General features: G+C 38.5%; 21 protein-coding genes and 1 tRNA gene. 14 read left to right on the forward strand and 8 right to left on the reverse strand.

Annotation, left to right across the window (positions count from 1 at the left end; translation table 11 throughout):
- Window positions 1-115: 115 nt before the first annotated feature.
- From ACFIMX_RS02710 to ACFIMX_RS02750, 9 genes are all read left to right on the forward strand, one after another.
- Entirely contained in the window at window positions 116-622 is a 507-nt protein-coding gene (locus ACFIMX_RS02710; RefSeq protein WP_375640736.1) for a phage major tail tube protein, read from the forward strand.
- A 2-nt stretch (window positions 623-624) separates the two neighbouring features.
- Window positions 625-912, forward strand: coding sequence for a phage tail assembly protein (locus tag ACFIMX_RS02715; RefSeq protein ID WP_375626896.1), 288 nt, complete (start codon window positions 625-627; stop codon window positions 910-912).
- 47 nt (window positions 913-959) lie between these two features.
- Window positions 960-1,022, forward strand: coding sequence for a GpE family phage tail protein (locus ACFIMX_RS02720; protein WP_244395846.1), 63 nt, complete (start codon window positions 960-962; stop codon window positions 1,020-1,022).
- Window positions 1,019-3,316, forward strand: a complete 2,298-nt coding sequence (locus tag ACFIMX_RS02725; RefSeq protein WP_375693993.1) for a phage tail protein — start codon at window positions 1,019-1,021, stop codon at window positions 3,314-3,316. Before ACFIMX_RS02720 ends, ACFIMX_RS02725 begins: the two co-directional genes overlap by 4 nt.
- Before the next feature lie 5 nt (window positions 3,317-3,321).
- Window positions 3,322-3,702, forward strand: a complete 381-nt coding sequence (locus ACFIMX_RS02730) for a phage tail protein (protein ID WP_273724327.1) — start codon at window positions 3,322-3,324, stop codon at window positions 3,700-3,702.
- Window positions 3,699-3,923 carry a tail protein X gene (locus tag ACFIMX_RS02735; protein WP_273724325.1) on the forward strand — a complete coding sequence of 75 codons (225 nt, stop codon included), beginning with the start codon at window positions 3,699-3,701 and terminating at the stop codon, window positions 3,921-3,923. The genes ACFIMX_RS02730 and ACFIMX_RS02735 overlap by 4 nt, the downstream gene beginning before the upstream one ends.
- Window positions 3,920-5,236 (forward strand): phage late control D family protein, encoded by a 1,317-nt coding sequence (locus ACFIMX_RS02740; protein WP_375693994.1) that lies wholly within the window; start codon window positions 3,920-3,922, stop codon window positions 5,234-5,236. Before ACFIMX_RS02735 ends, ACFIMX_RS02740 begins: the two co-directional genes overlap by 4 nt.
- 306 nt (window positions 5,237-5,542) lie before the next feature.
- Window positions 5,543-6,283: an antA/AntB antirepressor family protein gene (locus ACFIMX_RS02745; RefSeq protein ID WP_375693995.1), complete on the forward strand. Its 741-nt coding sequence runs from the start codon at window positions 5,543-5,545 to the stop codon at window positions 6,281-6,283.
- Window positions 6,280-6,558 carry a hypothetical protein gene (locus tag ACFIMX_RS02750; RefSeq protein ID WP_375693996.1) on the forward strand — a complete coding sequence of 93 codons (279 nt, stop codon included), beginning with the start codon at window positions 6,280-6,282 and terminating at the stop codon, window positions 6,556-6,558. The genes ACFIMX_RS02745 and ACFIMX_RS02750 overlap by 4 nt, the downstream gene beginning before the upstream one ends.
- Before the next feature lie 47 nt (window positions 6,559-6,605).
- Here ACFIMX_RS02750 and ACFIMX_RS02755 read toward each other — a convergent pair whose 3' ends face one another.
- Window positions 6,606-6,926 carry an addiction module antidote protein gene (locus tag ACFIMX_RS02755; protein WP_012231054.1) on the reverse strand — a complete coding sequence of 107 codons (321 nt, stop codon included), beginning with the start codon at window positions 6,924-6,926 and terminating at the stop codon, window positions 6,606-6,608.
- A complete protein-coding gene (locus tag ACFIMX_RS02760) occupies window positions 6,913-7,215 on the reverse strand; it encodes a type II toxin-antitoxin system RelE/ParE family toxin (protein ID WP_006589072.1) in 303 nt (100 codons plus the stop codon). The genes ACFIMX_RS02755 and ACFIMX_RS02760 overlap by 14 nt, the downstream gene beginning before the upstream one ends.
- A gap of 159 nt (window positions 7,216-7,374) precedes the next feature.
- On the opposite strand from ACFIMX_RS02760, the gene ACFIMX_RS02765 reads away from it, so the two are divergent.
- From ACFIMX_RS02765 to ACFIMX_RS02775, 3 genes are all read left to right on the forward strand, one after another.
- Entirely contained in the window at window positions 7,375-8,037 is a 663-nt protein-coding gene (locus tag ACFIMX_RS02765; protein WP_375679635.1) for a lysozyme, read from the forward strand.
- Window positions 8,034-8,261 (forward strand): hypothetical protein, encoded by a 228-nt coding sequence (locus tag ACFIMX_RS02770; RefSeq protein ID WP_375693997.1) that lies wholly within the window; start codon window positions 8,034-8,036, stop codon window positions 8,259-8,261. Before ACFIMX_RS02765 ends, ACFIMX_RS02770 begins: the two co-directional genes overlap by 4 nt.
- Before the next feature lie 131 nt (window positions 8,262-8,392).
- Window positions 8,393-8,605 (forward strand): hypothetical protein, encoded by a 213-nt coding sequence (locus ACFIMX_RS02775; protein WP_375620805.1) that lies wholly within the window; start codon window positions 8,393-8,395, stop codon window positions 8,603-8,605.
- A 259-nt stretch (window positions 8,606-8,864) separates the two neighbouring features.
- On the opposite strand, the gene ACFIMX_RS02780 is transcribed toward ACFIMX_RS02775, so the two are convergent.
- A tRNA-Ser gene (locus tag ACFIMX_RS02780) sits at window positions 8,865-8,955 on the reverse strand.
- Window positions 8,956-9,270: 315 nt separating this feature from the next.
- Here ACFIMX_RS02780 and ACFIMX_RS02785 point away from each other — a divergent pair.
- Complete coding sequence (locus ACFIMX_RS02785) at window positions 9,271-10,467, forward strand: porin (protein ID WP_375640516.1); 1,197 nt, start codon at window positions 9,271-9,273, stop codon at window positions 10,465-10,467.
- 1,235 nt (window positions 10,468-11,702) lie between these two features.
- Here the strand turns inward: ACFIMX_RS02785 and ACFIMX_RS02790 are convergent.
- The 5 genes from ACFIMX_RS02790 to ACFIMX_RS02810 all read right to left on the reverse strand — a co-directional run bounded on the left by ACFIMX_RS02790 (window position 11,703) and on the right by ACFIMX_RS02810 (window position 18,221).
- Complete coding sequence (locus ACFIMX_RS02790) at window positions 11,703-12,509, reverse strand: N-acetylmuramoyl-L-alanine amidase (protein WP_375694001.1); 807 nt, start codon at window positions 12,507-12,509, stop codon at window positions 11,703-11,705.
- Between the two features lie 846 nt (window positions 12,510-13,355).
- Window positions 13,356-15,530, reverse strand: coding sequence for an isocitrate/isopropylmalate family dehydrogenase (locus ACFIMX_RS02795; protein ID WP_375693998.1), 2,175 nt, complete (start codon window positions 15,528-15,530; stop codon window positions 13,356-13,358).
- The gene (locus ACFIMX_RS02800) at window positions 15,527-16,258 is read right to left on the reverse strand and encodes an alpha/beta fold hydrolase (RefSeq protein WP_375693999.1); all 732 of its coding nucleotides are present in this window, start codon (window positions 16,256-16,258) and stop codon (window positions 15,527-15,529) included. Before ACFIMX_RS02800 ends, ACFIMX_RS02795 begins: the two co-directional genes overlap by 4 nt.
- 259 nt (window positions 16,259-16,517) lie before the next feature.
- Window positions 16,518-17,714, reverse strand: a complete 1,197-nt coding sequence (locus ACFIMX_RS02805; RefSeq protein WP_375694000.1) for a multidrug effflux MFS transporter — start codon at window positions 17,712-17,714, stop codon at window positions 16,518-16,520.
- Between the two features lie 375 nt (window positions 17,715-18,089).
- On the reverse strand, window positions 18,090-18,221 hold the full coding sequence (locus ACFIMX_RS02810; protein WP_375667495.1) for a hypothetical protein: 132 nt from the start codon (window positions 18,219-18,221) through the stop codon (window positions 18,090-18,092).
- Between the two features lie 307 nt (window positions 18,222-18,528).
- On the opposite strand from ACFIMX_RS02810, the gene ACFIMX_RS02815 reads away from it, so the two are divergent.
- Entirely contained in the window at window positions 18,529-18,666 is a 138-nt protein-coding gene (locus tag ACFIMX_RS02815) for a phage tail assembly protein (protein WP_375640521.1), read from the forward strand.
- The last annotated feature ends 1,201 nt before the right edge of the window (window positions 18,667-19,867 follow it).

Genomic DNA, 19,867 nt, shown 5'->3' on the forward strand with positions numbered 1-19,867 from the left:
GCGCCATTGAGAGCGGTAGAGTCTATTTCAATGTCGAATTCACCCCCACAACACCCGCAGAACATATCACGTTCCGTTCACACATTGTGAATGATTATTTAGAGGAGATCTTTTAATGGCTATCCCCGTTTTACCAAGAGTTTTGAAATATTTTAACATTTTTGTCGACGGTATTCCCTATCAAGCAAAATGTGAAAGCGTAACATTACCGAATTTGAATTTGGTCGTTGAAAACTATCGTGGCGGAGGCATGGATAGCTCCATTGAAGTTGACCTTGGTCTTGAAACCCTCATTCTCACCATGACCATTTCTGATTGCTCTCCAGAGTTGATGGCACTGTTGGGGCGCACTGATGTCAACATTTCATTACGCAGTTCAATGCAAGCGCAAGGCACACCTGCAGAAGGTGTTGTCATTACCATGAGAGGACTATGCAAAGGCTTTGAAATGGCAGAATGGCAACCGGGGAGCAAAGCTACATCCACGGCTACATTTACATTGCAGTATTTTAAATATGTCCAGAAGGACGTTGAAATTGTTGAGATAGACGCCCTCAACATGGTGAGGAGATTCAATGGCGTCAATCAACTCGCAGATCATAGAGAAAACTTAGGATTATAAAAATGACAGTACAAACAAGCATTACACATAAATTACTTGTACCGATTACCTTTGAAGGAAAAGAACATACCGAAATCACCTTACGGCGCCCGAAATATAAAGACTTAAAAGCGACCTTTAAGGAAGACGATGCTGATCAGTTAGAATTCATTACTTCACGCCTTTCTGGCTGGCCTATAGATGCCGTTGAGGAAATTGATCCTTATGACATGGAAGATATTCGTGAGATTATAGATTTTTTTTCAAGTCGGCGGGCTTCCAAGACTGCGAAACTGCCGCGAAACTCATAGCCGATATTGCCATTGTTTTTCATTGGCCACTTTCAGACATGATGGAAATGGAACTGGAAGAATTGGTCTTTTGGCGAAATCAAGCAGCAGAAAGGTATAAGACAAAATGAGTGAAAAAGTTGCTGATGCAAAGGTGAGATTATCTCTTGAAGACAAACTCACCGCACCTCTCAAACATCTTCAAAAAAAATTCGATACATTGTCAAAAACACTCTCACTGAGATTGAGTATTCCGCGCTTTTCTGCTGCTGTCAAAAACATGACGTCAAGTTTGAAAGGTGTTCAAAGTGCTCTTGGAGTGGCGGCAAGCCGTGCTTCAGTCTTTACTGGTGCTTTAGGGCTTGCCGGTGGTGGTCTTGTGGCAAGTGTGACCGCCGTTACCATGAAAACCATGCATCTGGGCGATAGTCTTTATCACGCATCACGCCATTTAAATATGAGTGTTGCATCACTTCAATTATGGGGTGATGCAGCCGATAATTCAGGCACTTCCGCCGAACTCTTTCAACAATCCTTAGCGGTTTTAAATAGGCGTTCGGCACAAGCATATGCCGGACAAAAAAGAGGCGTGATGGGCTTTGAAGCACTTGGCATTTCTGTCAAAAACACTTCTGGAAAACTCAAATCCACTTCTGTCTTGTTGGAAGAAATTACCGACAAGATGAGTAAGATGAAGAATCAAGCACAAAGACAGCATATTGCTGCTCTGTTGTTTGGTGGTGATGGTAAAGAAATGGCTACCATGCTTGCACAAGGCATGGCGCCCATAAAAGAGCTATTTGCAAAGGCTAGGAAAGGAAAATGGCTGATAGGTGCTGATGTCGCACGCTATGCAGCGGACTTAAGTGACAAGCTTGGTGCTTTTAAGAAAAAAATAGGCGGTATCGCGAGCTTTATTGGCGCGCGTTTCATGCCCGTCATCAATGACATGATTGACGGTTTTTCAAAGTTGATTGATGAAAACCGCGACCTCATTCAAACAACCGTTGCTGGATGGGCTAAAAGCGTAAAAAAAGTCTTTAATGATTTGCTTAATCCTACCTCTGATTTGAGAAAAGGTATCAGTGATCTCACAGAGAGGATTAAAGGCTGGTTCCAATGGCTAGAACCTCTGATTGGTGAAATAACCCTCTTTAAGGTAGGACTTGTGGCACTTGGTTCGTTCATTTTTGGTCCACTCATTGCCGCATTAGCAGCCGTAGGAGCCGCATTTGTCACGCTTGGTTATACTATAATGACGACACCTATCGGGTGGATACTTGGTGGTATTGCAGCACTTGTTGGAGCTGGATATCTGCTCTACAAAAATTGGGACAAAATCAATGGCTGGCTGCTTACATCACTAGCCATAGTAAGCGCAGTTTTTATCAGGCTTGCTTTCGCTCTTTCAGGACCAGTGCTTTCAGCCTTCACTTCCGTTGGTTCTAAAATTACCGGTCTGGCTGCAAATCTTGGAAAATCCCTGCTCTCAAAAATAATCGCAGCAGATAAAGCTTTTATTAGATTTTCTGCTACTCTGGGAAGATCACTGCTTTCAGCATTAGCCTCAGCTGCTTCTGCAGTTGCCAGTCTTGCTTTAACTCTTGTAGGGACACTGATTTCGGCAATAACTGCCGTTAGTTCTGCTTTTATATCGCTTGGTATCGCAATCATGACCACTCCTATCGGCTGGATCGCTGGCGGCATAGCAGCCCTTGTTGGAGTTGGATATCTGCTCTACAAAAATTGGGATACGGTAGTAAGCTTCATAAGCAACTTGTGGAATTCTTTTGCGAGCTTATGTAGTAACGTTTTCAATAACCTCTTGACACTCTTTAAAAACTTTTCACCGCTCTCTTGGATTTCAAAAAAAATCAATGCATTGATTGAGTGGCTGTTTGGGATCAATCTCATGGAAGCAGGAACCAATCTCATTGGTAGCTTGTGGGAGGGTATCAAAAGCCAATGGGATGATCTGTATAACGGTTTTAGCAATATGATGAATAAATTAACCAGCTGGATGCCTAATTGGGTGAAAGAAAAGTTAGGCTTTAATGTTTCAATCAATAAGACTTCAACCCAAACTTTAAAAACCTTTACTGAAGAAACCAATGCACGGGCAAAAAAAATGCTGGATACAGCAGTGGTTACAAATACCCCAGCTGAAAAACGCAAGAGTGGTTTTAATACAAGTGTCGTTGAAACAGGACAAATGCAGGCAACAAATAAAGCGGGTGCCTTTAAAGCTCCAAAGCCTATTACGGTTCACAAACCCGTTGAAGTAGACGCCCGTGTAACCATTACAAATCTCAATATTTCAGTACCAAATGGTCTCAAAGACGAAATCAGAGACGCTGTCAATCAAGCACTTGAACGCTATGCAAAACAGCAACGCTTGGCTATAGCCTCTAGCCTTTCGGATTAAATACCATGATGTTAGCTTTAGGTGGTTTTATTTTTTCGATTGAAACAGCAGCTTATCAAACCCTCGATATGTCTTATGGTGTTCCATGGGTGGAGCAAGGGCGATTGGGGAGAAAGGCGGCTCTTCAATTGCCAGCTGTTGCAAATGCGGAGTTTTCTTTAGCGGGTGTGATTTATCCAGATTTCAAAGGTGGTCACAGACAGCTCGAATATTTACGACAAATAGCGCATATGGGACCTCACATTCTTGTGACCGGTCAAGGCAAAATCTTAGGTAAGTTTGTCATTCTTTCTGTAGAGGAAAAACAAAGCATTTTTCATCATAACGGCACCCCCAAAAAACAAGAATTTACAATAAAGTTGAGAGAATATGGTGAAGATCTATGAGTGACCTTTATATGACCAAAGATGGCGATATGGTAGATGCCATTTGCTGGAAATACTATGCCAAAGGTCAACAAGCACTTGCTGTTGAACGGGTCTATGCAGCGAATTTTGGACTTGCAGACTATGGACCCATTTTAAAAGCAGGCATCACGATACTCTTACCAACCCTCCCCTATCCGAAAGCCACACCAGTGATCAGAATTTGGGGTAGCAAATCATGAAACCTTTTTGCACGGTTCTGGCAAATGGAGAAGACATCACCAAAACGCTTATGGATTATGTTTTATCAATTGAAATTACCGATGAAGCAGAAAACAAAAGTGATCGTATCACCATAGAGCTTGATGACCGCGCCCGTGACAGTGATAACGGCTTTCTTGATATTCCTCTTATCGGGACAGTTATTTCCATAACACTTGGCTATGAAGGCGGAAAAAACCGCGATATGGGAGCCTATCTGATAGATGAAATCTCTGTAAGCAGCCCACCACAAAGCTTAAGTGTGACAGGGCGCGCCGCCTCCATGAACACGTCTTACAGAACCCCAAAAAGCCAATCCTATCACCAGCAAACCCTTGGCAGTATTGTTCAAGAGATAGCAGAGCGTAATGGCTATACACCAAAGGTTGATCCTTCTCTTGCAAAAATCGTTGTGCGTCATATTGATCAAACAGCTGAAAGTGATATGGCTTTTGCCGCACGCCTTGCAGAAGAATATGATGCGGTAGCAAAGCCCGTTGATGGCAAACTGGTGCTCGCCAAACGGGGTGAAGGCAAAGCCATCACCGGTGAAACACTCCCCATAGTTGTTATCCATGAAAAACATTGCACCTCTTGGGATTTTAAATACAGCGCACGGGATGAAGCAGGTGCAGCAAATGGCTTAGAAACGGATGTAGGAGACGACCAAAAAGCCGCTGCTGATGCACGAGAACCAGAAGAGATTGATGATGATGAAAACTTTATCCATATGGATGACAGTGATCAAGCAGCACCATCATCATCTGAATCGCAAAAAGCAGAAACAACACCTGAGAAAGAAGAGGAAGACAAAGAGAAAAAAGGCGGTGTTCTTGCAACCTATCATGATATCCGCAGTGGTGAAAAAAAAGAAGTCAAAGTTGGTAACCCACCGTTTCATGAACTCAAATACACCTACCATAATCAATCAGAGGCTGTTGCGGCCATTGCTGCTTATCGCAATAAATCATCACGCGGTAAGTCTTCTTTCTCATGTGATATCGGTGGTGATCCGTTTGTGCAAGCAGAAGCAAAGCTTGTTCAGGAGCCCCCTTTCCGCCCCTATATTCCAGCAGAATGGCGCATCAAGAGCGTTAAGCACAAACTTGATAAAACGGGTGGTTACACCACAAAAATAGAGTGCGAACTTTTTGATAAAGCGCAAGAAGATGCGGCTGGAAACGTTGCAAACACCACACCAGACAAGGATGATACCCTTGATCCAAACGCCCCACCAAACGCATGCGACGAAGGCGAAGGCGTTATCCATATGGACGAGGAAGGCATCAATTAGCAAAAATATCAAAAAATTATCAGAAGCAACTTGACAATGTGGCAACAATATGAATAATCGAATCAGGTGCCTCAAAAACACCTTAAATACACAGCGGGTGGGTTGCCGAACCAATCTCTTTTCCGCGCATTAAAGACTTTGACTTGTTATATGCTACATGCGTATAATGACATTGTCGGGTGTGGTTATGCTATACAATACCCTTTTGGGAAAAGCATAACGACGGACTGTGTACCGTGTTTTTGAGCACCCGGCACTCTTTTATTGAGTGTCAATCAAAAACGTCTAATTACACAGGAGTTCATTATGAACACTCTTATTCCGATATCGGAACAAACTGTTGGACAGGAAATTGTTCAAACAGTAAATGCACGTGAATTGCATAGTTTTTTAGAAGTAGGTAAAAAATTTGCGGACTGGATTACTGAACGTATCAACAAATATAATTTGGTAAAAAATCAAGACTTTGTTTGCTTCCCTATTTTGGGAAGCAAAGGCAGGGGTGGTCACAATCGTAAAGATTATCATCTAACTTTAAGTGTAGCAAAAGAGCTTTCTATGCTTGAGAATAATAAGAAAGGTAGAGAAGCTCGTTTATACTTTATCAAATGTGAACGGCTTTTGAAACAAGTAGCAACACCACAAGTTGACTACTCCAAACCTGAAGCATTACTTGGTGTTTTGAATCACTTACAAAGTCAAATTGAGCAGAAAGATCATGTCATTGCCGAATTAGCACCAAAAGCAGAGGCACTTGAGGGTCTAAAACGCTCTGATGGTCTGTTTGGTCTTATCGAAGCAGCAAAGATGTTGGAGGTACGACCAAAGGATTTAACCGATTACTTGCGTAAACATGATTGGGTCTATCGACGTGCTCCAGGAGCGCCTCTGTTACCTTATCAGGATAAAATCAAGAAAGGCTTTATGGATTGCCCTGCTATCACCATTCAAAGACCGGATGGTACAGAGAAAGTACTGCCTTCAACGAAAATCACATCGAGAGGATTAGCATGTTTAAGAGAACAAATCCATGGGGGTGTACAATGAAGATAGATACCAACTTCTTATGTGATTTGTGGATAGCATTATCCCAATTTTCTAATGATGAAAATGTGAGCGACAAAGATTGTAGTGCTCTGGTTCAAACTATGAATGCAATAGAAAAGGTTTTGATTTTAAAACTTCAAGATGACGTGCCCAATATTACAAAAATCTTGGCAATTTTGACAGATTTTGGAGCTTCAGAACTGCCACATAGCATGGATTCTTTGTTGCGAACTTACGAACCAGATTTAGAGAGCCCCATTAAAAAGGTTGCTTAAGTTCAAAAACAGAACTCTCCTCCCCGTTCTCAAAAATGGGGAGGGGATTAAGAGGCTTCTTCTAAAGCTGTTTGCTCTTTACTATTCTTTTGGATAGGCGTTAAACTCATTTGTAAATCTAATGCACTTAACACACTAAGAAAAGTAGAAAGGCGTGGATCACCTTTATCGCTTAAAGAACGATAAAGAGACTCGCGATTTAGTCCTGTCTCTTGAGAAACAGTTGTCATTCCTTGTTTACGCGCAATAATACCTAATACATGTGCAATATAGCCACTATTTTTGGTTTCTAAAGCATCATCTAATAAGATCTTAAAGTCTTCAGGTGTATTAAAATATTCACTTACATCAAATTTAGTAATTTCCATGTTTCATTTCCTTTACTAATTGAAGGGCTTTTTCGATATCTTTTTGTTGTGTGGATTTATCACCAGCATTTAATAACAAAATGATTTGTTTCCCTTGTTTTACAAAATAAATCCTATAGCCTGGTCCATAATTTATTTTTAGTTCACCAATGCCACGGAAATATTTCACGTCTCCTAGAAGCCCATATTCAAGGCGGAAAATACGTGCAGCAATTTTCTTTTGCACTTGTTTGTCTTTTAACGAGTCTAACCACTCTGTAAAATAGTGTGTTTTTTTAACAATAAACATTTGTAGTTTATATGCTACATAATAGATAATGTCAAATACATTCTTTTGTTCCAATGAACAAGCTACATAGGTTTTAACAAGCCATCCTTTCAAATAGGAAAAATATCAATTTTTTAATCCAGCTCTGCTTTTTGCGGAGCTTTTTTTATGGAGAAGCATATGCGAAAAATATCATCAGAAGGACTTGCACTTATCAAACAATGGGAAGGTTTGCGTTTGAACGCCTATAAAGATGCCATTGGGATGTGGACAATCGGTTATGGACATACAAACAGTGCTGGAAAACCTTTTATTTACGAAGGCATGACAATCACTGAAAAGCAAGCAGAAGAACTTCTTTGCCAAGACTTAAGACAATTTGAAAATGCTGTTGAACGCGCTGTTACAGTTTCATTAACGGATGAACAATTCGCGGCGTTAGTGTCCTTTTGCTATAATGTAGGAACAGGAGCCTTTTGTAACTCGACACTGTTAAAAAAGCTCAATCAAGGTGAATATGAAGCTGTCCCTGCCGAGCTACAGAAATGGACCAAAGCCGGTGGTAAACGCTTGCAAGGTCTCGCACACCGGCGTGCGGCAGAAACAGGCTTATGGGCGAAAGGGGCTTTTGTTTCCTCCAATTATCAAACAGTAGAAAAGCAAGCACCAACGGGGGTTTTCAAAGCCGAAGCTCTTGCACCGATTATTGGTTCTTTTTCTGGGCTTGGAGGCTTATTAGCAGGAAATGGTCCAGTGCAATGGGCGCTCGCCACTATCATGGTTTTAGCTGCATGTGCTGGCATTTTCTTTGTTGCTAAACGTTTTCAGGAACACCGTTTATGATCTTATGGATGAAAAGAAATCTACTGTTAATAGGCGCGACTCTAGCCGCTTTTTTTATTGCATTAGCAAGAGCTTTTAATCTTGGGAAAAAAGCAGAGCAACAAAAGCAAACAGAAAAAGCTTTAAAAGCAGCCACAACACGTCTGGAGGTGGAAAGTGAAGTTAATCAAAAAAGTGATGCTGATGTACGTGCTGCTCTCTCTGACTGGTTGCGCGACAAATAAATATGCTTCTTCTTGTGTTGGCTGGTTGCCAATTTATTTAAGCCGGCAAGATCTGAACGCCATCAGTTCAAACTTAGCAAGAGAGATCTTAAAGCACAATAATCTAGGTGAACGCTTGTGTGGGTGGAAACATGGCTAGAAAAAAAACACAAGACGATACAGAGCTTACAGAAGCAGAAAAAGAAATCCTTCAAGAAATCATCATGACCTACAAAAGTGTAAAAGTGATGTCTCGTTATACGAAATGGATTGTACTCATTATACTCTTATTAGCGCTTGATTTTTCACGTATTATGGATGCGTTTGTAAGTATTTTTACACAAAAACCAAATATCCGACTCTAAACATACTCTGAGACGCGCGAAATTCTTTAGAAAATGGTTTCTTAATTTTGCTCGTCTCATGGATGCGATAGACAATATCTTCGCCCATTTAAAATAGTGGTTCTCAAAGAATTCAAAAAATTATTAGAGAATGTTGGAGGAAAAAGATGAGTTTTGTAACGGTATGTTGGAAAATCCTATTCCCGAACTTTTGTTAACGCTCCCGAACCTTTAAAAAGATTACAAAGAATCAATACGTTATACATAGGAGAAAATTGGATGGCGGAGAGGAAGAGATTCGAACTCTCGAGAGCCTTTTGAGCCCTACTCCCTTAGCAGGGGAGCGCCTTCGACCACTCGGCCACCTCTCCAACAGAGAGGCATAAATGGTATCAACAGAAAGTTCAAGACATTTTCGATTTTTTTCCCAAATATCTGAAAATTTTTCTCCTATTGATCCCATAGGGAGCAAAAGTTAATAAAACAAAAATTGTGTCTTTTTTACCACAGCATCTCGAATAGTACATGTATATATTACAAAAAGGTAATTTCATATTTGAAACTCTAAAAAGATTAGTTATAGCTAAAATAACAAGTGCTGCGTATTTTACTTATGTCTTTGTCCTTAATGCGTTAGGCAAATGGTACTCTTTAGAAAAAATTTAACCGGACCTCGGAGATCCCATATGAATATTAAATCCCTCTTTTTAAGCTCTACAGCAGCTTTTTTAGCAATTTCTGGAGCACATGCTGCTTCAACAGTTATCGCCGAACCCGAACCTGTAGAATATATTCGCGTTTGTGATGCCTATGGAAAAGGATATTTTTATATCCCTGGAACAGAAACCTGCATGCGTTTATCAGGAAATGTTCGTACTGATTTTATAGGAGGTGATAATATCGATGCAACAACCGAAACTGAACTAAGAGACAAAAGAAAAACCTATGGCGCATCATCACGGCTCACCCTTGTTTTTCAAGCAGCTTCTGAAACAGAAATGGGAACACTCCGTTCATATGCAAGAATTTATTCAAGCTGGGGTGATGGTAATGATAAAGCTGGTGCAAGGCTTGCAGCAGCTTACATTGAATTGGGTGGTTTTCGCGTAGGTCTTGATGATACAATTTTCAACAGTTGGACTGGTGGTTATGGAAATGTTCTCAATGATGACAGCATAGCACCTGCCGGCACAACACGCACTAATTTTATTTCCTACACCTTTAATGGTGACTCCGGCTTTTCTGCTATTATCGGCGCTGAATTAGGCAATAATGCAGATGCTCTTCCAGGAACAGCAGGATACTACATTGATAAAGATGATAAGCTTGTTTCTATCACGAATGATACTCTTCCAAGTAAAGCCATTAAAAATTACACCCCGAATGTGGTTTTGGGTATAAAGTTTATGCAAAAATGGGGTGGTTTTTCAGCGGTTGCAGCATATGATACTTACTACAAAAAGTGGGCTGGAAAAGTACGTGCAGATTTCAATGTTAACGATCGTTTCAATCTATGGGTAATGGCTGGCTATAAAAATGGTCTTGATTACTACACAGTAAATACAAAAAATGAATTATCACGACAAAGCACAACGATTTATGCAAACTGGGGTGGTAAATGGGCTGCTTGGGCGGGTGCCACTTACAAGCTTACTCCAAAAGCAAATTTGAATGCTCAAGTTTCTTATAGTGCTGTAAAAACCTTTGCAACTTCTGTAAATATTACATACACGCTGGTTCCAGGATTTGTGATTACACCTGAATTAACCTATGTTTCTTGGAACGATGATCGCGTTGTGACGGATAAAAATAATGATGAAAAACATTTATTCAATAAGAAAAGTGCTTTTCAAGGTATGATCCGTTTACAGCGTTCATTCTAATACTATTTAAGCTACAGCTTTTAAAAACTGGCAACATAGTTTGCCAGTTTTTATTTTTGAAATCAAATATCATGAATATCTTTTCCTGATACGTATTGTCTTGTCTCTCGGAAAAAACCGACTTAGTTTCATAAAACTACTCTTAAGATTAACCTGATATGCTTGATAAGAGCACCTCACACGGGCTTTTACACATCACTTCAAACACAATCTCTTCCTTGCCCTTTAAAGCATGAATAACCCCCATTGCTTTATGCCTAAATTGATTTTTCTTGGTAATTTATACCTAACCTTTGCAATTTAGGTCATGATCATCTCTGGTCAATTCTATACTGAACAGATAAAATATTGAAAAAACAAGACATCATTGTGTTTTTGATATGTCTGAATGTGTCTTCTATCAACACTCTAAAACACAATGCTTTATAACACTGCTTCATTAAAAAACTTAATCATCAAGAAACATGTTGTCAAAACGATGCAAACATCCCCTAAAGCAATAAAAGAGAAAATAGATATATCTTCAAAAAAATGAATTGACCTCTTCCCCTTCTTAAGAATAGCCCCCTATCAGTAGCAATCTGTAAATGCCCCTATTTTCTTGAATCTGCATAACTTTGATTTATAATTTTGCATGTTTCAATCAACCAAAACCTTTCACTTGTACACGACAAGCGGAGAGAGCCGTGTGAATAAAAACGAGTACAGAAAACCCTTTTATGTATCGTTTTAAGTTCCAAGGGCTGTAGTAACATTGAGATCTGACAAAGAAGTGTACGATAATGCTAGGCACTTTTATTAAGAATAAAAATGAGGATACACTTCATAGAGGATTTTAGATTATATTCTCTATGAACGTCGCTGTAAAATATATGTTGTGATACACACTAAAAAACATTTCTTTAAAACAAGCATGGAAATATACAATACAAGTCCATTTTATTTGAAGCGTTTTATCCTGCGTAAGGAACATGTCATCATATACGCAACACCTTGGCTTTATGCGTTTTTAAAGGAAGCGAAATATAAGACAAAAAAACAGTAAAATTTAATCTCTGCAAATCATAGAGCTTTCAGAGTTATGTTTCCATAAAACGCCTTATACCGTACATGGTTTTTTTTACACGATTAATGCCCTTTTTACATAAAGCCAATTGGCAAAAAGCAACCTTTCCTGATAATAAAAAGGCTTACACGTAATCATAAGCCATATTTTCAATTAAAACGCATTGAATTCACGGAAAATACTTATCAACCAATGCATAAAGAATTGCTGCTGTTTCAACATCTAGAATCCCATCATAATTTTCTTGACGAAAATGAAGTTGAAATGCTCGAATCAAATCTTTGTATCCTGTTTGGGTGCACGCAGCAGAAATGTCATATCCATAACATTTTAGCTTCGCCAAAACATCTTCTTTGGGTGGCAAATTCTTAGAGAATTGCTCTTGATAATGACTTTTTAGTTCATCATCATACCATGCTCCTATACCTGCGCTATAAAGTTCTTTCCATGGAAAAGCTGCTCCTGGATCACTTTTTCTTCCAATGGCAATATCACTATGTCCCACAACATCTGTTGGCATAATATCGGGATACCGTTGAAGAATATTCAAGGCAAGTTCCTTAACAGCATCAATTTGTATTGGATTATAAGGAGGAAACATACCCCTCTCATCATGATAAGTCGTAAAATCAACTGCCTCTTCTGAAGACTCAGAATAACCAGTCGCTAAATTAACGATTTCAATCCCGATAGATACATCATTGAGCTGACTATGCCCAGCCCATGAACTCACACCCGCATGCCATGCGCGCTCATTTTCATCAACCAGATTAAAAATACGCATATCCTTAAAGCCTGCCTCACGATATGTCTGCTCTGAAGGATCAGGAACAAGATAGTGTGCACTAACCTTTTCTCCTGTAAGCGCCATAATCGAGGCTTTAAAATCAATAGCCGTATAATGCATAACGAGAAAATGAACGCGACGACTAAAACTCTTGACAGAACGATAACTGTTGTAATCAATCTGATACATAAAAGCCCTTTCTTTTTTGCTTAAAAAACCACTGCGCATCACAACAGATAGAATACGAACTATTAAAAAATGCAATAAACCTCCCATCTAGGTACTAAGAATTACGACTAAAATTTGTTCATCAAAAACATTGACACTCTTATCAACAATTAAGACCACATTTTTATTTTTCTCCCACACACGCATAAAATGTTTTTAACCACATTAAATATTTTCCCCAAAAAAATTCCTACAAATTACCAATCAAAAGAAAACAAAAGCGTAAAATGATCACTCCTTAAATCTTCACGTCTTACAGAAAAAATAGTTCGTCCTGTTATCAAATTGAAAAATATCGCCCCTCAGAAGCGAATACCCAACGATCATGCAATCACACAAAAGCTTAAAGGAAAAATTTTATGAGCTCTTTACAGCAATTTATTATCAGATAACGGAACGGGACATGTTCACAATAAAACTCTTCACGGACATATTGTTCAATAAAATTTGCAAAGCTTTCCTGTAAATGACACGACTTCTTGTCTTTTCACACCATCGCTTTTTGATTTACAAAGAATCTCAATTATCTACAACGCTTGAGACACACGAAGTCTCTGGATTCCTTGTCATCAGCTCTATGGAAGATAACATATTGATTTATAATCATAATTAATAATTATAAATATTGAATATAGCAAGCCTAATATCGTAAAGTTTTTCTTAATCTTGAATCAATCAAAGTCATTCATTTACACATCAAAAGAAAAATTACCCTATAGACAAAAACCACTGAAGAAAAGGATCAAAGTACTTCTTATAATAGAACGTTCAATAATTTAAGCAATATTGTTACATCCCCATAGAGTTTCATTTTTTCTTCTTCGTTTTCAAATATCTTTTTAAGACAGCCCAAGCTGCATATTCTTGTAAGACGACACCTAAAAGTGGTCGCGTATAGGGAAAAGTTATACGATCATCACCATAACCTTTCATCCGTATAGTCATGGTAGCATGTCCAAGGCTTTCTGCTTGATTTTCTAATGTCTCCAAAGAAGGCTCTAGGCTCACTTCAACCTCAAGCTTTGGAATATCTTTTGCACCTTTTTCTATGGGTTGAAAATATTTTAAAAGCCGCGGATCATTGGCAGACCAATGAACCGCTGCATGCATCGCTAATTGTTTACAAGCAGTAGTAACTTCTGCCCCAACCAAATGGGGGTAAAAATGATTTTCAAATTCTTCCACGAAATGTTGTTCCAAGGGTGCTTCTGATTGAGCAACCAGTTGCACCAAAACATAGGGGCTTTTCCATAAAAAATGCCGCTCAAAGGGTTCATTTTCAAGATGATCATCAACCCACTGCGCAATGGTACTTTCATCAATTCCAATCAAAGTCCATGCATACCCCGCACGCGATACAGAAGAATATCTCTTCTCGTTGTGTTCTAAATAATTCTCTAAAAGCGCAAGAGCCTGTGATGGTGGACCAGGCAAAACAACAAGCGTACTTCCATCGCAAGAGAGATAAAACCCTGGTGCTGTGCCTGTAGGATTATCAAGCACGGTTGCTGTCTCAGGAAACAATGCTTGACGTGCATTACTCTTATCCGCCGTAATCCCTAATCGTTGTAATTGACCTTTTATTGTTTGCCAAACATCTTCATGATGCACCAAAGGCCGCTTTACAGCATAAGAAACGGCATCACGTGTTTTATCATCTGATGTTGGTCCCAATCCCCCACTGATAATGATAAGATCTTCTTGTCCAAGACAAGAAACAACAGTTTCACTGATTTGCTGTAATTGATCAGCACAAACAAAATGACGTGTGACTTGAATATTTCTCTTGTTCAAGCTTTGGCTTAAATCTTGTAAGTTCGTATTCAAATATTGTCCTGAAAGGAGTTCATCACCAATGGTAATAATGACAGCACGATGAACAGAAACAGAATTCTCAAGAGAATTGAGAACAGTTTCAGTCATTTGACGGGTAGAGGCTATACCTCCAAGATCATAAGTAACAGTTTTTTCAGCACGAATAACCTGATCAACACTGTGAGACAATTGTTTTGCTTCCTCCTGAAATCCTAAATGCTCTAAGAGCAAAGCCGTGGTATAAAGTATCGCAGAAGGATTGGCTTTATTTTGTCCAGCAATACGTGGTACGCTTCCATGAACAGGTTCAAAACAAGCAATCTCGCTCCCCACATTCACATGAGATGCAAGCTCTCCTCCCCCCATTATCCCAGAGCCAAGATCAGAGAGAATATTGCCAAACATATTTTCAGCAACAATCACGCCAAACTGCTCTGGCTTGGTTGCAATCCATAAAGCAACCGCATCAACATTATGAATATCTGCTTCAATTTCCGGATAGCTTTGCGCAATTTTCTCAAAAATTTCCTGAGCAAACTGACCACTTTCTCGCATAACATTGGGCTTATCAGCAAAAGTAACTCGCCTAAAGCTATATTTCCTTGCATACGAAAAAGCATATTCAAATAACCGCTCTAAACCAAAGCGTGTCTGCAAACGAACTGTCCACGCAGCTTCCTCAAGCCCATTTTTTGTCAAATTTGGATGTTTTAGCCATTCCGCTGTTTCAGGAGTAATACCCCGAAAATCCAATCCAGCATAAAGTCCTTCACTATTTTCTCTGATAACACAAAAATGAAAAGGACGTTGGGGACCAAAGATGTATCTTACAGGACGTATATTTGCAAAAAATCCTAACTCTTGGCGAAGTTGAAATACGGGAGAAACGTAAGCAAGGTTTTGCTCTTTTAAATGCGGAGCAAGTTCTTTTAAAGCCGCTTCTTTTCCTTTATTGGCCACAGCACCAAGTAAAATCGCATCACTCTGAGTAATTTTTTGCCAAGTCGCTTGAGGAATAGGATTTCCTTCTTGTTTCCAACATTCAAAACCAATATCACCATAAGTAAACTCAATTGGCAATTGAAATTGCTCTAAGACCATCAGCGCAGCATCACAAACCTCTGGTCCTATCCCATCACCAGGTAATACAAGAATTTTCTTTTTCATAATTCCTCCATCCACTCATCAATGACTGCATCCGTCATAAAAGGATTATCCTCCCACAAACGCGTACCAGCACCAGAGATAATCTTATATTTATGGTTCAGATTATGACTTTTCGTCTGATTATCTACCGTTGCAAGTTGCGACTTTTCTCCCACTAAAGCTAAAAACTTCCCCTTATACTTAACTATTTCATCTCTAGCATCCATCGCCAATAAGAGTTTAAAGCCTCTTGTCATGCGTTCAATTGCCATGCCTTTTTGTTTATCAGGAACCTCCAATAAGGCTCTTTTTTTCATAATGCCAGAAGGATGCATAAAACCATTGAGTATTTCCAAAGCCCCCGATAAATCATTATTTTCTAAGTAAGCAAGAATATCTCCAAGGCGCCGTTGCAAAACCTTATCTGGATAGCCAGGTGCATTTACAGCAAGCACAGCTTGAACATTTGGAAGCCGTGCTGCCAATATTTGTACCAACATTCCAGCCATAGAAAATCCCACCAGCACCGTAGGCTCTTTAAAAAAGCTTTTAAGTTTTTCTGTCATAAAAGATAAAGTCTCTACAACAGAATGATTGAGAAAATGAGCACTCTTAGGAAAAAGCGTGAGTGTATCCAGCAGCGTCACTTGGAACCCTTTTGTCAAGCATAGTTTTGTCAATGGAGAACAAAAAGCACCCCTATCCCAAATTGGCATTACAGGAGAAAGAATAACAACAGGAAATCTCATTGATCAATTCATCCTCTTGCTTTAAAACAGGCATTAGAGCTAAAACTTCTCCCACCCAATATAATGAAAATATGTTGAAACTCTAGGCTCATACTCCCCCCATCATAATCAATTTGTTAAACTCAAACTAAGCTTGTAACAAATTTAAAACCCACTCAATCAAACAACATAATAAAAAAATTCATCTAATATAGAGGTGCCCCATTTGTGTAAAACATCAAAAACATTTCTACATAATGCTTTCTTTTTATCATTTCACTCAGCTTATTTCTGAGGTCATAAAATGACGCGCTTTTTGAATATAAATGATAAAACCAATCATACAACACACAGCTAACAAAGTTGCCATAGCCCGCGGGCTATGACCAGATATTTTTCCGATAACCGCCGCACTTAGCGCCGCACTCCCTAATTGCAAAGATCCCATAACACCAGAAGCCGCTCCCGCAGCTTTCGGATGCGATGAAATAGCCAACGCTGTTCCTAACGGCAATAAAAAACCATTGCCAAAAGTAAGAACAGCAATAGCCATAAAACTTGTCACAAGGGGCCATGGGCTTAGATACATTTGCAAAGCAAACAGCACACCGCCTATCACAAAAATAATGTACCCTCTGCCCACAGTCTTTTCCATAGACTCGCGTTCAAAAAACCATCGCGCCAAAAGATTTCCCAAAATATAGGGAAACGAGACACCAATATAGCTATAACTAATGTGTATCGGTGATAACCCCAAAGTCGTGAGTAAAAAAGGCGACTCCACAATATAAGCAAAATAGGCAGCGTAAGAAAAACACGGAATAAGTGCATAAAAAATAAATTGTTTATTTCTGAAAACGCCTAAATATGCCTTCATCAATTCTACAGGAGAAAAATGCTGCCGTTTTTGAGGGGGTAGAGTTTCGCTTAGTACAAAACAGCATAGCAAAATGGTCAAAAATATAAAAAAGCTTAAAAAGACAAAAGTCGCCTGCCAATGAAAGGCTTGTATCAAAAATCCGCCAATGAAAGGAGCAAGTGCTGGTGACATTCCAATAAAAGGAAAAACAATCAAATAAAGTTTTCCAGCCGCTTTTTTATCCAACAAATCATTGATAATTGCACGACTTAAGACAAGTCCCGCACAAGCACCAAGACCTTGCAAAAAACGTAACACAAGAAAAGCGTGAATATGAACCGTATAAATCACACCAAGTGTCGTGAATAACCACAAGAATAAGCCCAATAGAAGTGTTTTTTTACGCCCAAAATTATCACTCAGCGGCCCATAAATGAGCTGTCCAAGTGCCAATGCCAACAAAAAAACCGCCACTGCACTTTGAATTTGAGATTGTGTCACTTGATAATATTGACGCATATCGCCCAGTGCCGGTAAAAAAATATCGGTAGAAATCAAACCTCCCGTCGATAAACATACGATAAGTATAATGAATGGTAATGTATATTTATGTTTCATCAGGAAAGTCACATTTCTTAAATTTAAAAATATTTAAATTTTACATTTATAGAAAAATAATAATTTATATTTATAAATATAAAGCTATTTTAACTTTATCCACAGCGAATAAAATAATCAATTTTCTTTATTCTTTTACTTTATTCGAGAATAATTCATCTTGTTGAGACATAAATCCAGTGTATGATCCGCACGCACACACTCAACACGTAAATAACCACTTAGTTCTTCACTTTATAATTAATTTTAAAGCATAGCAAATCGCAATTTTAAAACTATACGCAAAAGAAGCTAAAAGATCAAAGCTCTCCTTCAGAGATATATTTCCCAATCCGAAATAGCGCATCTTGTTGTATTCATGTTGCCCTATCTTCATTAGCTTTTTTCATTGATATCATCAACAAAAACGCTCCCAAACTCTATCCCTCTCCATGACAACAACATCACTCTTCCGACAACATCTTTTATCAGAATTGGTTTACAACGCTCAAAGAAAAAAGAAGCCACAAACTCCCTCTCCTCAAAACTCCCCACACAAATATTATTGTAACAATACAGCATATAACAATGCCTCATGGAGAAGTCTTTATCAACACAAATAATTGAGCAAATAAACTTAATAGCCCACTAATATCATAAAGCAAATTGTGCTTCTATCTCGCTCTAAAATCTAAATTCATCTTGTCCATTTTGTTAGATTTTCATTCTACATAGCCAGCACAAAATTTATTGCCTAAGCTATTGACAAACATGATATAATAAAAATTTGATAAATCATTCTGCATCTAATTTAGAAAGCAAGGAGAAGCTATTAATGAATATAACAGAACTAGCCACGTACCAATTACTTGTACCTATTAAAGTGGAAGGAAAGACATACACAGAAATCACCTTACACCGCCCGAAATTTAAAGACTTAAAAGCAATACAGAGCAAAGAAGGCGACGAGTAATCAATCGAAAAATCGCATGTCTTTCAGGGTGATCCTATAATGCCATCAGTAAACTTGGTGTTCGTAATTTTTTAAACATTAAAGAGATTTACGGGACTTTAATAAAAGAATGACTAAAAAAGTTTGATAAAATGCTAAACAAAGTAAATGCACCCATAAAAAGCATAATGGATGAATGTATTTTAATCGACAGTAAACCCGAAAAACGCACAAGTAACCTTTACACAAATACATTTGAAACAGAAGACATGAACAACTGCAAATGCAAAAGTGAAAACCTGTAGCACCTATGAACCGATTACAGTTCATAATCCCTAAGTCATAAAAGGGGAACACATGACCTTTACAAAATGCAGTTTCTTAGTACAAGATGCTCCATCAAACCATATTTATCTCTCAAATCAAAGTGCTCTTACATCGTATAAAAAAACTGCGGGCGAAACTAAAAACAACCTTTGGAGAGAATCTCGAAACTTTTGGACATTGTCTCAAAACTTTTCAACTTTCCTCTCTGGTTTTGGGAGTTTTTACTCAAAGAACTTAGAAAATTTTTCTAGCATTGTTTTGATATAGAGCAATAAGAGAAGGAAAAACAACTTAGAACACTAATGTTTCTTCCTTCTCTTTTATCTCTCATAGCTTTTTGAATTGAATACTTTTGATATTTATTTTGAATAATTGAAGCATCCTTTTAATTATAAGTACAATATAAAAAAATAAAATTTTAGAAGACGTGCTGTTTTTACAAAAAAATGAATAATAAAATAAAGGCTCCAGAATTTTACTTTTTACCTTCAAACACAATCAATGATGGAAAAGCGTTTACAAAGTTTTCCTCAGGCAGTATCCAGAACATTACTTGAAAGAAAAGCATTAAGAGAGCTTACTTTTAAGCTAAGGGGGAAAGATTAAACTTCACAACGACATTCAATCTTTTAAACATTGCAGTACAGAACGGGACAAGAGAGCCATTCCCCCATAGACCGTTTACCCCCCCCATCAACTAAAATTCTCGATAAACTGGTATTATCAGTTCTAGACTGGAGTCATATAAGAAGAATTTTAAGTAATGATCACCGTCTTTTTTTCGATGTTTTCTGTCCTTTTTAGCTGCTCTTTATCCCTTTTGGAACATAATTAGCAAAAAGGCATTGTATCTCCAGCATATTCAAGGAGATAAAACATGGAAACTCGCATTCCT

This window comes from Bartonella sp. AD24XZML, assembly GCF_042196485.1.
Taxonomy (GTDB): Bacteria; Pseudomonadota; Alphaproteobacteria; order Rhizobiales; family Rhizobiaceae; genus Bartonella.